Origin of the sequence: Paenibacillus sp. MAHUQ-63 (genome assembly GCF_028765165.1) — a bacterium.
GTDB lineage: Bacteria > Bacillota > Bacilli > Paenibacillales > NBRC-103111 > Paenibacillus_E.
In genome coordinates this window covers 1,439,011-1,452,856 of the sequence record NZ_JARADB010000003.1, presented here as the reverse complement: position 1 = coordinate 1,452,856, position 13,846 = coordinate 1,439,011, and the positions used below count along the sequence as shown (strand labels likewise).

Genomic DNA, 13,846 nt, shown 5'->3' with positions numbered 1-13,846 from the left:
TGATTATGAATCCAATTTATCTTGATCACGCGGCAACGACGCCGGTGCATCCCGAAGTCATGGAAGCGATGCTTCCTTACTATACAACGTATTTTGGCAATCCTTCCAGCACCCATAGCTTCGGCAGAGCGACAAGAACAGCACTTAACAGGTTTCGTGACGCGATGGCGAAGTCCTTGGGCTGTCTGCCTGCCGAGCTCATCTTCACGAGCGGTGGAACGGAGAGCAATAACATGGCCATCTTCGGGATCATCCAGGCAGGTGGAGAAGGCAAGAAGCACATCATCACTTCATCCATTGAGCATCACGCTGTTCTGCATCCATGCGAACGGTTGGAGAGCCTCGGTTATGAGGTGACTTACCTGCCAGTAGGTCCGACTGGTCTTATTCAAATGGAAGATGTTGAGTCCGCTATTCGTCCCGACACGGCTCTAATCTCCATCATGTATGTGAATAATGAGGTCGGCACCATTCAGCCGATTGAACAGATCGGGCGTCTGGCCCGCAGCCGGAATATCCCCTTCCATGTAGATGCCGTGCAGGCGTTAGGTAAGCTGCCCATTCATCTGCATGATCTTCCCGTCGATATGCTAAGCTTATCGGCTCACAAAATATACGGACCTAACGGAATTGGCGCTTTATACGTGTCCAAGAACACCAAGCTTGTCCCGCATGTCTATGGCGGCTCGCAGGAGCGCAAGCGCCGGGCGGGAACAGAGAATGTGGCGGCAATAGCCGGCTTCGCCAAGGCTGTAGAGCGGATACTGCCAATGACGGACAGCTTCTATGAGCAAGCCGCGAAACTTAACCGCAGCTTGATTGCCTCCCTGGAGCAGCAATTGGGCCGCGAGGCTTTCGTCATCAACGGGCATCCGGAGCAGCGCGTTCCGCACATTGTGAATATCAGCTTCCCGGGCGTCTCGACCGAAACGATGCTGATGAATCTTGATCTGGAGGACGTGGCCGCGGCAAGCGGCTCGGCTTGTACGTCAGGCTCGCTGGAAGTATCCCATGTGCTGCAAGCGATGAAACTGCCAGAAAATGTTACCTCCTCAGCCGTTCGATTTAGCTTTGGAATGGGGAATTCTAAAGATCAAATTGAAACAGCTGCCCAGAAAATTGCAACCATTGTCAAACGGCTGCGTACTAATTAGTACCGGGTGGTTCTAGGGGGAAAACACCTTGCGCAAAGCGCACGATTTGATCGGACTTCCCGTTCTGACGGTAGAATCCGGCAAGCAGATAGGTCAAGTTAAAGATTTGCTGATTGACCCTGAGTGGAATATACGAGGGATCATCCTGGAAGCGAAGATGTGGTTTTCCTCCTTACGGTATGTACCGTGGGATGGCGTCGTTGCTGCCGGAGAAGATGCCGTTACCATACCGAACGAACATGTCATTATCGAATTCGAGCATACGAGAGAGTGTCATGCTCTTCTGGAAGGAAGCCGGCGAATCAAGGGACTTCCTGTCGTCACAGTCGGTGGAGACAAATTAGGCATGGTAGAAGATGTTTATTTAACCCAGGATTGGGGTAAACAAATAGTAGGTTATGAATTGTCCGAAGGGTTTATTTCTGATTTAAAAGAAGGGCGAAGATGGCTCCCGATGCCGGAGACGGCGACGAAGGGAGACGATGCCATCATCGTGCCCGTACATTGCGCTCAGGAAGTTGAAGAACTCTTCGTATCCAAAGAAGAATAGGGTGAGCAAGATGCGTTGTCCAAACTGTAATTCCAAAGACATTGGAAAAATCGGTTCCCACCAATTTTACTGCTGGGGTTGCTTTATCGAACTCAGCGTGAACGGAGAGAAGATGTCCGTCTACCAAGTAGAGGAAGACGGTACGCTAAGTTCTCTGGATGATTTGTTTTTTGAAGAAGAAATGCCTCTGGTCCAAGAACACGCCAATTAACCATAATACACCAAAAACGTTACTTTTCCAGCGCGGCCGTGCCGGAGAGGTAACGTTTTTTGCCGTTTTCATCGCCACCGAGGTTAATTTGACCAGCATGTACATATACTGTATGGGCATTAACATTATTTGAATGACCGAGGTGAACACAGGTGGAACGTTTTTGGAGAAACCGCTGGTTTGTTGGGCTCATTTATTTGCTGCTTGCTCTGGCCTGCCTGTATATGCTGCTGCAAATCAAGCCGATTCTGCTGAGCTTGTTTACGTTCTTGAAAGCCATCCTGATGCCATTCTTCATCGCCGTGATTATTTCGTACATTTTGAATCCGGTCGTCAATATGTTGAACCAACGGAAGGTTCCCAGGACGATTGCGGTGCTGCTTATTTACAGCGTCTTTATTTCATCGCTCACAGTCATCATTATGAATATGACACCGATGTTCATGACGCAAATTGCGGAGTTAAATGAACACATGCCGCAGATGGCGGTGAAGGCGCAGTCGCTTGTAGACGGTTTTAATCAAAATAAGCTGCTGCCGGATAGTGTCCGTACGGGGTTCAACAATTCCTTGACGAAGCTGGAAAACAGTATTTCGATGGCGATCTCCAACTATATGAATCAGATCGGCGCAACGATCTCCATGCTGTTCGTGGCGTTCATCGTGCCGTTCGTTGCGTTCTATATTCTCAAGGATTTTCAAATTATCGAGAAAACAGCTCTGGCGATCGTACCGAAGGAGCACCGGAAGAGAACGGTCAAGCTGCTCCTTGACATCGATACGGCGCTCGGCAATTATATCCGCGGTCAACTGTTGGTCTGTGTCATTATCGGCGGGCTGGCCTATTTGGGGTACTGGCTGATTGATATGCCGTACCCGCTGCTGTTGGCCAGCGTAGTGGCGATCTTCAACATTATCCCATACCTGGGACCGTTCTTCGGGGCAGCGCCCGCGATTATTATGGCTTCAACCATTTCGCTCAGAATGGTGCTGTTCGTGGCGCTCGTCAACATGACCGTGCAAATTCTCGAGGGCAATGTGATTTCACCGCAGGTTGTCGGCAGAAAGCTGCATATGCACCCGCTTGTGATCATATTCGCCTTGCTGGTGGGAGGAGAAGTCGCGGGGATCGTCGGTTTGATCTTAGCCGTGCCTTTCTTCGCCGTCATGAAAGTCATTATTCAGCATATCTTCCTGCATTATGTTCATAAGCAGCCTACGTGACCTGACGAAGCAGCTGGAAGACGCACAAAACCCCTGTAAGCCATGACTTGCGGGATCATGGTTACAGGGGTTCTGTACGAGGGTTGAGGATATTAAAGGGTGTGGCATACGTAAACCATCGAGTGGGCTACGGAGTAAGTATACAAGGTTCGCTTTAAGCGACATACGATAATGAAAATCATTATCAATGAGTTTAGTATACTCTGACTGAGAACGATTGTCAACTAGGTTTTTAAACCGGGATCTCTTTCTTAATGAGCGTTTTGGTCATGATATAGATAATTAGTACGAAAACGGGAGCAATCAGTCCTAACAATGTAAGCGTGGAGACATCCATGCCCGATTCCCGCCCTTCGGTAGAAGAATGTAATGTTCTTACGTTTCCCCATCGGCAATGGTTCCATGACAGTTGTGAATATTGACACCGCTGCGGCATATAGTTATAATTTGCCTTATCTAGATCTATTTCAGAAATCGTTGATGAAATTGAAGTAAGCCATAGTCCACTGTCAGAGATGAGGTTCCGATTCGGGTGAGCAGCAGCTCCTCGTTCCGGCTGAGAGGACCTCTCGGTGCTAGGATGGCTGAACGCTGATTTCGGAGTGTGGATGAACTCCACCGGTTGGACCCGTTACAGATCCGCACAAGGAGATTGCTTTGTTTCCGCTGCTTAAGCTGCGCGGAGGCGAATGCGATAACCAGGGTGGTACCGCGATGATTCGTCCCTGTTCAAGCAGGGGCGTTTTTTGTTTGTTAATCAAACATTAATAAGGAAACTTGGAGGCTTGAGAGAGATGAAAGCAAGTGAAATTCGTTCCAAATGGTTGCAGTTCTTCGCAAGTAAGGGGCATAAGGTAGAGCCGAGCTCCTCGCTCGTCCCTCATAACGATCCGTCGCTGCTCTGGATTAATGCGGGGATTGCGCCTCTGAAGCCTTATTTGGATGGACGTGAAATCCCGGAGAATCCGCGGATTACGAACGCTCAGAAATGTATTCGGACCAACGATATCGAGAACGTCGGCAAAACGCGCCGTCACCATACGTTCTTCGAAATGTTAGGTAACTTCTCCATCGGTGATTATTTCAAGAAAGAAGTTATTCCATGGGCATGGGAGTTCCTGACGGACCCGCAGTGGATCGGATTCGATCCGAACCGGATTTCGGTCACTGTGCATGAAGACGACGAAGAAGCTTTTGAGATATGGAATAAGCAGATCGGCATCCCGGAAGAGCGTATTTACAAGCTCAAAGAAGACAATTTCTGGGACATCGGGGAAGGCCCTTGCGGTCCGTGTACGGAAATCTTTTATGACCGCGGGGACAAATACGGCGATCTTTCCGATCCGGAGTGCTGGCCCGGCGGGGAGAACGAGCGTTTCTTGGAAGTATGGAACCTCGTATTCACACAGTTCAACCACAATAAGGACGGCAGCTACACGCCGCTTCCGAACAAAAACATCGATACGGGCGCAGGCTTGGAGCGCTTTGCTTCCATTCTGCAGGACGTGGATTCCAACTTCGATACGGACCTGTTCAAACCGATCATTGACAAAACTAGTGAGCTTACCGGCGTAACCTACCATACGAATGACGAACACGATGTAGCGTTCAAAGTGATTGCCGATCACATCCGTACGGTTGCTTTCTCCGTAGGCGATGGCGTCCTGCCTTCCAACGAAGGCCGCGGCTATGTCATCCGCCGTCTGCTGCGCCGTGCCGTACGCTACGGCAAGGTGCTTGGCCAAGACAAACCGTTCCTGTATAAACTGGTCGCTACCGTCGGCGAAATCATGGGCGTGTACTACACGGAAGTTGTGGACAAACGCGAATTCATCGAGAAGGTGATTCGTACGGAAGAAGAGCGATTCCACGAAACGCTGAGCGACGGATTGGTTATTCTTGGTGAAATGGTGGAGAAGACGCGTCAAGCAGGCTTGAATCAAATCAGCGGACCTGACGCTTTCAAATTGTACGACACGTACGGCTTCCCGTTCGACCTGACAGAGGATTTCGCTTCCGAGCAAGGCTTGAGCGTTGACCGCGAAGGCTTCGATGCGGCGATGCAGGAGCAGCGCGACCGTGCTCGCGCAGCCAGCCAGAAAGAAGGCGGGATGAAGGTACAGGGCGGCCCGCTGTCCGAATTGACGGTTAAAAGCGAATTTGTTGGTTATAATGAATTGGTAGTTACTGCTAAAATCGAAGCGATCGTTCATGAGAACGAGCTTGTGGACATTGTCGGCGTCGGCGAGACCTGCCAAGTGATTCTTGACCGCACACCTTTCTATGCGGAGAGCGGCGGTCAGGTGAGCGACTTCGGAACGATCAAGAACAAGCAAGTGACGCTGAAAGTGGAAGACGTGATCAAAGCTCCTCACGGTCAGCATGTTCATAAGGTAGTCGTCGAGTCCGGCGTGCTCCGCAAAGGGGATACCGTAGAAGCAATCGTTTCGAGTGCGGAGCGCGGAGATATTATCAAGAACCACACGGCGACGCATCTGCTGCACAAAGCGCTGAAGGAAGTGCTCGGCACTCACGTTAACCAGGCAGGGTCTCTTGTCGAACCGGACCGGCTGCGCTTCGACTTCTCGCACTTCGGAAGCATCAGCGCCGAAGAATTGCAGGATGTGGAGCAGCGTGTCAACCGTCAAATTTGGAATAACACGAATGTGGACATTTCCTTGAAACCGATCGCGGAAGCGAAAGCGATGGGCGCCATGGCGCTGTTCGGCGAGAAATACGGCGATATCGTTCGTGTTGTACAAGTCGGCGATTATAGCTTGGAGCTTTGCGGCGGCTGCCACGTTCAGAACACAGGGCAGATCGGTCTGTTCAAAATCGTCAGCGAATCCGGTATCGGATCAGGCGTACGCCGGATCGAAGCGGTATCCGGCCGCAGCGCGTACGAGTATTTGGACCAGCAGCTGCAACTGCTGAAGGAATCGGCCGGCTTGTTGAAGTCGAACATCCAGGATGTGCCGAAACGGGTGGAAGCGGCGCTGTCGCAAATTAAAGAGTTGTCGCGTGAGAACGAGTCGCTGCGCGGCAAGCTAGACCGCATCGAAGCGGGTTCGCTGGCCGATCAGGTGAAGCAAGCTGCCGGCGTATCGGTACTAGCCGCTCAAGTGAGTGCGGCGGATATGGACTCCCTTCGCAATATCGTCGATGAGATGAAAGTGAAGCTGGGCTCAGCCGTTATCGTGCTTGGCGCAGTTGCTGACGATAAAGTGAACCTGGTTGCAGCGGTTACCCCGGATCTTGTGGCTAAGGGCTTCCATGCCGGCAAGATCATCAAAGAAGTGGCGGCTGCCGTAGGCGGAAGCGGCGGAGGCCGTCCGGATATGGCGCAAGCAGGCGGCAAAGATCCTTCCAAATTGCAAGCGGCATTGTCCGGTGTAGAAGGACTTCTTTCCCAATTTGCATAATTATTTTTTTGTGGGACAGGAATTTTTAAACCCATAGAGAATATAAACCAGTATACACGAACAATTTTCAAATTTTTTACAAATGGTTTCACAAGGAAAGTGAGGTGCTCCTGATGAGTTCCATGGATAAAACGATGAAGTTCAACGTGAAAGCAGAAGAAATCGAAACTTCCCCCAAAGATGTGCTACTGGCGGTGTACGATGCTCTTCAGGAAAAAGGGTATAATCCGATTAACCAGATTGTCGGGTACTTGCTTTCCGGAGATCCTGCTTATATTCCACGGCATAATAATGCGCGGAGCCTCATTCGCAAACGGGAACGCGACGAGCTGATCGAGGAATTGGTTCGCGCTTACCTGGGTCAACACAAATAGAAGGAAATGGGTACCGGCATGAGATGGATTGGCTTGGATTATGGGGATAAAACGATCGGTGTAGCGATAAGCGACGAATTGGGCTGGACGGCCCAAGCGCTTGAAGTCATACACCGGCGTAAGCCTGGGGAAGACATTGAGCGGCTGGAGGCCATCGTCAAGCAGTACGATGTATCCAAGATCGTTGTAGGTCTACCCAAGAATATGAACAACACGATTGGTCCTCGAGGCGAGCTGGCCATTGCTTTCTCGAAAGAATTAGAACAAAAACTAAGTGTACCGGTACATTTGTGGGATGAGCGTTTGACAACCGTAGCAGCCACTCGCACTCTGCTTGAAGCGGATGTGAGCCGTAAGAAACGGAAGGCTGTCATCGATAAAATGGCGGCGCAAATCATCCTGCAGGGGTACATGGATGCCAATATGAAGAGGTGAATGGACATGTCCAAAGAAGAATTGCGTGAAGAGGAACCAGAAATCATTTACATCCCGGACGATGAAGGCAACGAAGAAGAGTTCGAGGTTATCATGAAATTCGAAGTGGACGGTTCTGACAAGAAGTACATGATGGTTGTGCCTACGGACGGAGGAGACGAAGAATCCGACGAAGTGTACGCCTTCCGTTACGAAGAGGATGACGACGGCGAAGATTTGAAGCTGTTCACGATCGAGGATGAGGAAGAATGGAACATCGTGGAAGAAACCTTCAACACGTTGATGGCGGAATTCGATGAGGAAGACGAAGCATGAGTACGACGCCTTCCGACGTATTGCGTAAAGCTTACGGGGATGATATCATTTTGTTTGATGAGCAAAACGAATCGACGGTCTATCATCTTCTTAAAGAATTCGTATATGAGGGTCAAACCTATGCCGTTTTGCAATCGGATCAGTTGAAGAAGGAAGACGAGGTTGCGGTTTTCCGGGTAACGACGGATGCGGACGGGCAATACGAGCTGGAAACCATCGAGGACGACGATGAATGGGAAACCGTTTCGGAGCTCTACGACGAGATGGTTTTTCCGGATGGGGATGACTTGTAAGAAGCAAACAACCGAGCGGAGCGCATCCGCTCGTTTTTGTTTGCTTGGAGAGCTAGCGCAGAGGGGCTGCGCGGCAAGCAAGCCGTTATGCACTTAGGAGGTTTATAGTGAACAACATGCTTGATCATGGCAGTGAAGGCAATGAACCCAGGAAGAGGACGCGCAGAATCGTCCTGATCGTGATAGGTCTGATCCTGCTTCTTCTTGTGGGGACGGCCGCTGGGATCGGACTGTTCATCGTGAATGCGATGCAGCCGGTTGCAGCATCCGAGCAAGAGGTGAGGGTATCCATTCCGCAAGGAGCCGGATCCGTCCAAATTGCCAAAGAGCTTGAGGCCAAAGGTCTTATTAAGAACTCATCCATTTTTACGTACTATCTCAAACTGAAGAAGCAAGGCTCCAGATTTCAAGCTGGCGAGTACGGCATGAAGCCGGGGATTACGTTCGATCAGGTGATTGACAAGCTCAATAAAGGGGAAACCGTAAAGGAAGAGGTTATCCGCGTTACGATTCCCGAGGGGTATACCATCGAACAGATCGCTGCTAAATTGAGCGAGGGGACGCCATGGAGCAAGGATGTATTCCTGCAGATGGCGAATGCTCCTGCGGATTTGAAGAGCGAGACGGCTTTAGCCATCCCCGATAACAAAAACCTGAAGCACAAGCTGGAGGGCTACTTGTTCCCGGAAACCTATGAATTCAAGAAGGGTTCGACGGAACAGGAATTCATTGAGCGCACCTTGCAAGAGCTGGACAAGAAGCTGGCTACGCTGCCTCCCGACTGGAAGGACAAGCTGAAGGAGCGCGGACTGACCGTGCATCAGATGCTGACGATCGCTTCGCTCATTGAGCGGGAGGTCGTGCAGGATGAAGAGCGGGCTCTCGTATCCGGCGTGATCCAAAACAGGCTGAAGAAGAACATGCCGCTGCAAATCGATGCCACGGTGCAATATTTATTCGATAAATCCAAAGAGCGATTGCTGGAGAAGGATTTGCAGATTCAAAGCCCTTACAATACGTATTTGAACACGGGCTTGCCGCCGGGGCCGATCGCCAGTCCCAGTCTGGCTTCGATGAAAGCCGCAATCTACCCGGAAGAGACGAAATATTTGTTCTATGTAACGAAGAAGGATGGAACGAAAGGGCATTTGTTCGCCGAGACGTTCGAGGAACATAAGAAAAATATTGCGGAAAGCAAAAAAGCCGCGAATTAGAAGATGGAAGATGGACAGGAAGCTGACAGAAGGTAGGGTAAGCAAGTGAAAAAACCAGAACTCGTAGTAAGCTGCGGCTCGATCGCAGATGTGAAACGATTAATCGAAGCGGGCGCAGATGCCGTTATAGTCGGCGAAGAGCGCTACGCCATGCGCCTTCCGGGGAATATGAAGCCGGAGGAGATCGCAGAGGCCGTCGCTTGGGCGCACGAGAAGCAGGCGAAGGTCTATGTGTCGGTTAACAAAATATTCGATAACGCCTCGCTAGAAGGGCTTGACGAATATTTGAGCCGGCTGCAAGCCTTTGGTGCTGACGGGGTCATTTTCGGCGATCCTGCGGTGCTGATGGCTGCGCGCACCTTGCCGCAGGGGCTCGCCCTGCATTGGAATGCGGAGATGACCTCCACCAACTATGCGACGGCGAATTATTGGGGCAGGCAGGGCGCATCGCGCGTCGTGCTGGCCAGAGAGCTGAACATGGATCAGGTGCTGGCTTTCAAAGCGAATACGGAACTGAGCGTGGAAGTTCAGGTTCACGGCATCACGAATATTTATCACTCCAAGCGGGAGCTAGTGAAAAATTATATCGAACATCAGGGCCATGACGCCGTAGCGGAGGATCGCTCCATCGGGCGCGGACTATTCCTGATTGAGCATGAACGCCGCGACCAGCGTTATCCGGTGTATGAGGACAGCAACGGCACGCATATCATGAGCTCGGAAGATATTTGCATGCTGGAGAATTTGCCTGAGCTGATGGACGGAAATATCGACAGTTTGAAGATTGAAGGGCTCCTGAAATCTGCCGTTTACAATGAAACGGTTGTGAGAAGCTATCGCGCGGCCATTGACGCGTATGCGGCCGATCCGGCCGGCTATACATTCAAGCAGGAATGGCTGGACGCTATCGCCGAATTGCAGGATCCTGAGCGCGAACTATCCTACGGGTTTTTCTATAAAGAACAGGTATATTGATACATGGAAGAAGGTGCGTTTTCGAGATGACGACAGCGTTGGAACAACGAGCGAGAGGAAAGCGTGTAAGGCTGCATAAGCCTGAGCTATTGGCCCCTGCGGGCAATTTGGAGAAGTTGAAATTTGCGATCCATTACGGAGCGGATGCCGTCTATATCGGCGGGCAGAAATACGGTTTGCGCTCGAGCGCCGATAACTTCTCGCTGGAGGAGATGCGCGAGGCGGTGGAATTCGCGAACGGGTATGGCGCGAAGGTTTTCGTCGCTACGAACATTTATGCCCACAATGAAGATATCGAGGGCTTGGAAGATTATTTGCGCGGACTGCAAGAGGCCGGGATCTCCGCGATCATCGCAGCGGATCCGATCATTATGGAGACGTGCCGCCGCGTAGCTCCCAAGCTGGAGGTTCACGTCAGCACGCAGCAATCGGTCATGAACTGGCAGACCGTGAAATTCTGGAAAGATCAAGGGATTGAACGGGTCGTGCTGGCCCGTGAAGCGAGCATGAAGGAAATCGATGAGATTAAAGCGCATGTCGATGTCGAAATCGAAGCGTTCATTCACGGCGCGATGTGCAGCTCCTATTCCGGAAGATGCGTCCTTTCCAACCATTTCACGGACCGGGATTCGAACCGCGGCGGCTGCTCGCAATCATGCCGCTGGAAATATGATTTGTTCGCCAAGAATGAGCCGCTATCGGGCCCGCTTGCGACGGATCTGCCTTTGTTCGGCGAAGATGACGATGCCTTCACGATGGGCTCCAAGGATCTCAGCATGATAGAGCATATTGCAGATATGATAGAATCCGGCGTCGACAGCTTCAAGATTGAAGGCCGGATGAAAAGTATCCACTACGTGGCAACGGTCGTGAATGCGTACCGTCAAGCCATCGACAGTTACTTCGAAGATCCGGACAATTTCAAGCTGAATCCGCTGTGGCTGGAAGAAATTCATAAAGCGGCGAACCGGCCATTGAATGAGGGCTTTTTCTACGAAGCACCGGGTCCTGAGGATCACATCTTCGAGCCGGAGGATAAAGTCGTCGGGTTTGATTTCGTCGGTTTGGTGCTCTCCTATGATGCAGCAACAGGCATCGCCCGCATTCAGCAGCGGAATCATTTTAAACCGGGGCAGGAAGTCGAGTTTTTCGGACCGGAGGGCACGCATTTCAAACAAAAGGTTGACGCGATTTGGAATGAAGAAGGTCAAAAGCTGGACGCAGCAAGGCATCCGCTGCAAATTATCGAATTGAAGACGGAACTTCCTGTAAAAAAATGGGATATGATGCGAAAGAAAACAGGAAAATAGTACCATGGAAGCTTTCTCCACACTAAGGTATATTGGAGAAAGTTTCTTTTTTTATTCTTTTTTTGGAACGAATAATAAAGGAAATTGTTTGAGCGTGTCGAAATATATAAAAAAACTTGAATGTAACCCTTTTCAATTTAGGACGAAAGTACGGGGGCATTGAAGCAGAAACTAATGGCGGTGAATGAAATGAAAAAAGGACTCCAAAGTATTCTCGCATTTTTAAACAAAGCAGTCGTTCAAACAATTCGAAATGTTCCGTGGGGTCGTATTCTTGGCGCAGCTGGCAGCACTTCCAAGCAAATGGGCACAGCCGCATTCAAGGAAATGAAGCAGGTGAAGCTGGAGAACCCGGTGAAGTCCGTCGGCATGAAGCTGTTTTTAATGTTCTTCATCAGCATTCTGTTCTTCGTTCTGATCGTTGGGATGATTTCGTACAGCGTATCCAAGAGCGTCATCAAGAACAAAGTGGCGGAATCGTCGCTTCAAACCGTCACGCAGGCGGGGCAGAAGCTGGACTTCCTCTACCAGACGTTCGAAGAAACATCGCTGCAAATTATGTTGAACAAGGAATTGCAGGACCTTCTCGAGAAAGTGCCGACACTGGATCCATCCTCCTATGAATCGCTTGAGGTCGTCCGTCAATTAACGGATAAATTGAATGTCGTGACCTTCTCCAACAAGTCGATTAAAACGCTTCATCTGTACAGACCCGACGGCAAATTGATCGTCATTACGGGTTCCGGCGGAAGCACGCTTAGCGAGAATTCCGGTTCGACGGATTGGTTCAAAAAGATCATTGATAACGGCGGCAAGGTCGCATGGCTGGACAGTAAGCTCAAAGGGTACTCGTCTTCTTCGACGAATACGTTCGCCATCGGACGCCTGATGAGAAATACACTGACGAACAGCACTTCCGCGGTTCTTCTGCTGGAGCTTAGCACGGATCTGTTGAATAAAGAACTGGATGGCATGTCTTTGGGAGACGACAGCAAAGTCGTAATCACGAATGCTGATAACAAAAACGTCGCCGTCAAAGATATCACGCAGCTTGAGAAAGATGCGGAAGTTCAATTGACGAAAGAGCAGCTTGCCGAAGAGCACGGCTCCTTCACGACGAAAGACGACCATCTGGTCGCTTACTACAAATCCAATTTATCCGGTTGGAATCTGGTTGGCGACATTCCGGTCAGCGCATTGGTTAAAGATGCCAAGAAAATTTTCAACTATACACTTCTCATCGCTCTCTTCGCTGCCATCGCTGCCGTATTAATCGGTCTATTCGTAGCGAGAATGATCGGCCGTCCGCTGATCAATTTGCGCAACCTGATGCAGCAAGGGGCGAAAGGCAAGCTAACGGTTCGCGCCAACTATGTCACCCAGGATGAAATCGGACAGCTCGGCGCAAGCTTCGATACGATGATGCAGCAGATCACAACGCTTGTTCAACAAACGAGCAACTCTGCGCAAGCTGTGTTCGAAACCGCGCAGGAGTTAAGCAACTCCTCTAAGGTGACGGCGACTGCCGCCAGAGAGATTGCGGTAGCGACCGATGAAATTTCCAACGGGGCCGGCGGACTTGCGACGGAATCCGAACGCGGCAACGAACTGACACAGCATATCGGTGTCCAAATGAAGCAAGTTATTGAAGCGAATCTGGAGATGGGAACGGCGGCCGCCGACGTTCAAAGCTCCTCCGAGCAAGGTACGAAGTATATGTCGGAGCTGATCTCCAAAACGAATTTGACCGAGGAAATGATCCGTTCGATGGTCGATAAAGTCGACAATCTGAAGGATAGCACCCGTTCCATCCGCAAAATTCTGGATGTTCTCAACAACATGACGAAGCAAACGAACATCTTGTCGTTGAATGCAACCATTGAAGCGGCTCGCGCCGGAGCGGCAGGCAAAGGCTTCATGGTCGTGGCCGATGAAATCCGCAAGCTGGCCGATCAATCGCGCCAATCCATCGACGTCGTCGGACAGATTACAGAAACGATTCAAAAGGAAATCGATGAGACGGTGAAGGTATTGTCAACCGCAACGCCGATCTTCCAAGAGCAAATTTTGGCCGTGAAAGAAGCGGATATCATTTTCAAACAAGTGACGACGCACATGGGCGGCTTTATCGAGCAGCTCAGCACGGTCAGCGATTCCATTTCCACCCTGGAGCAGTCTCAGGTCGTTCTCTCGGACGCTATGACGAATGTCAGCGCGGTCGCGGAAGAATCGCTTGCGACATCGGAGGAAGTAGCTTCCTTGAGCTCCGAACAGCTTAGCATCAGTGACGGACTCGTCAAATTGTCGGACAAGCTGGATCTGCTGTCCAAGTCGCTGAACGACACGCTTTCCAAATTCGAAATATAGTTC

Annotated in this window: 13 protein-coding genes; all 13 read left to right on the top strand. The window is 50.6% G+C overall.

The annotated features are described in order from the left end of the window. Positions 1–5: 5 nt before the first annotated feature. The 13 genes from PUT07_RS22195 to PUT07_RS22135 all read left to right on the top strand — a co-directional run bounded on the left by PUT07_RS22195 (position 6) and on the right by PUT07_RS22135 (position 13,843). A complete protein-coding gene (locus tag PUT07_RS22195) occupies positions 6–1,154 on the top strand; it encodes a cysteine desulfurase family protein (protein WP_274470640.1) in 1,149 nt (382 codons plus the stop codon). A 28-nt stretch (positions 1,155–1,182) separates the two neighbouring features. Beyond that, positions 1,183–1,704, top strand: a complete 522-nt coding sequence (locus tag PUT07_RS22190) for a PRC-barrel domain-containing protein (RefSeq protein ID WP_274470638.1) — start codon at positions 1,183–1,185, stop codon at positions 1,702–1,704. 10 nt (positions 1,705–1,714) lie between these two features. Continuing rightward, positions 1,715–1,915, top strand: coding sequence for a hypothetical protein (locus PUT07_RS22185; RefSeq protein WP_238169887.1), 201 nt, complete (start codon positions 1,715–1,717; stop codon positions 1,913–1,915). 152 nt (positions 1,916–2,067) lie between these two features. Then, a complete protein-coding gene (locus PUT07_RS22180; RefSeq protein ID WP_274470637.1) occupies positions 2,068–3,138 on the top strand; it encodes an AI-2E family transporter in 1,071 nt (356 codons plus the stop codon). A 794-nt stretch (positions 3,139–3,932) separates the two neighbouring features. Then, positions 3,933–6,560, top strand: a complete 2,628-nt coding sequence (gene alaS / locus PUT07_RS22175) for an alanine--tRNA ligase (protein ID WP_274470635.1) — start codon at positions 3,933–3,935, stop codon at positions 6,558–6,560. A gap of 113 nt (positions 6,561–6,673) precedes the next feature. Then, complete coding sequence (locus tag PUT07_RS22170; RefSeq protein WP_028555746.1) at positions 6,674–6,934, top strand: IreB family regulatory phosphoprotein; 261 nt, start codon at positions 6,674–6,676, stop codon at positions 6,932–6,934. Positions 6,935–6,952: 18 nt separating this feature from the next. Beyond that, positions 6,953–7,369, top strand: a complete 417-nt coding sequence (ruvX, locus tag PUT07_RS22165; RefSeq protein WP_274470634.1) for a Holliday junction resolvase RuvX — start codon at positions 6,953–6,955, stop codon at positions 7,367–7,369. A gap of 6 nt (positions 7,370–7,375) precedes the next feature. After that, positions 7,376–7,684, top strand: a complete 309-nt coding sequence (locus PUT07_RS22160) for a DUF1292 domain-containing protein (RefSeq protein WP_274470633.1) — start codon at positions 7,376–7,378, stop codon at positions 7,682–7,684. After that, complete coding sequence (locus PUT07_RS22155; RefSeq protein WP_274470631.1) at positions 7,681–7,977, top strand: DUF1292 domain-containing protein; 297 nt, start codon at positions 7,681–7,683, stop codon at positions 7,975–7,977. Before PUT07_RS22160 ends, PUT07_RS22155 begins: the two co-directional genes overlap by 4 nt. A gap of 116 nt (positions 7,978–8,093) precedes the next feature. Then, positions 8,094–9,191: an endolytic transglycosylase MltG gene (mltG, locus tag PUT07_RS22150; protein WP_274470931.1), complete on the top strand. Its 1,098-nt coding sequence runs from the start codon at positions 8,094–8,096 to the stop codon at positions 9,189–9,191. A gap of 45 nt (positions 9,192–9,236) precedes the next feature. Next, the gene (locus tag PUT07_RS22145; RefSeq protein ID WP_274470630.1) at positions 9,237–10,166 is read left to right on the top strand and encodes a peptidase U32 family protein; all 930 of its coding nucleotides are present in this window, start codon (positions 9,237–9,239) and stop codon (positions 10,164–10,166) included. A gap of 26 nt (positions 10,167–10,192) precedes the next feature. Beyond that, positions 10,193–11,476, top strand: a complete 1,284-nt coding sequence (locus PUT07_RS22140) for a peptidase U32 family protein (RefSeq protein WP_274470629.1) — start codon at positions 10,193–10,195, stop codon at positions 11,474–11,476. Positions 11,477–11,665: 189 nt separating this feature from the next. Further along, a complete protein-coding gene (locus tag PUT07_RS22135) occupies positions 11,666–13,843 on the top strand; it encodes a methyl-accepting chemotaxis protein (protein ID WP_274470628.1) in 2,178 nt (725 codons plus the stop codon). Positions 13,844–13,846: the final 3 nt, after the last annotated feature.

Bases quoted from the DNA above. Each gene is read 5' to 3' on its own strand.
- PUT07_RS22195 (WP_274470640.1), top strand. From the start codon at position 6: ATGAATCCAATTTATCTTGATCACGCGGCAACGACGCCGGTGCATCCC.
- PUT07_RS22185 (WP_238169887.1), top strand. From the start codon at position 1,715: ATGCGTTGTCCAAACTGTAATTCCAAAGACATTGGAAAAATCGGTTCC.
- alaS (WP_274470635.1), top strand. From the start codon at position 3,933: ATGAAAGCAAGTGAAATTCGTTCCAAATGGTTGCAGTTCTTCGCAAGT.
- PUT07_RS22170 (WP_028555746.1), top strand. From the start codon at position 6,674: ATGAGTTCCATGGATAAAACGATGAAGTTCAACGTGAAAGCAGAAGAA.
- ruvX (WP_274470634.1), top strand. From the start codon at position 6,953: ATGAGATGGATTGGCTTGGATTATGGGGATAAAACGATCGGTGTAGCG.
- PUT07_RS22160 (WP_274470633.1), top strand. From the start codon at position 7,376: ATGTCCAAAGAAGAATTGCGTGAAGAGGAACCAGAAATCATTTACATC.
- PUT07_RS22155 (WP_274470631.1), top strand. From the start codon at position 7,681: ATGAGTACGACGCCTTCCGACGTATTGCGTAAAGCTTACGGGGATGAT.
- mltG (WP_274470931.1), top strand. From the start codon at position 8,094: ATGCTTGATCATGGCAGTGAAGGCAATGAACCCAGGAAGAGGACGCGC.
- PUT07_RS22140 (WP_274470629.1), top strand. From the start codon at position 10,193: ATGACGACAGCGTTGGAACAACGAGCGAGAGGAAAGCGTGTAAGGCTG.
- PUT07_RS22135 (WP_274470628.1), top strand. From the start codon at position 11,666: ATGAAAAAAGGACTCCAAAGTATTCTCGCATTTTTAAACAAAGCAGTC.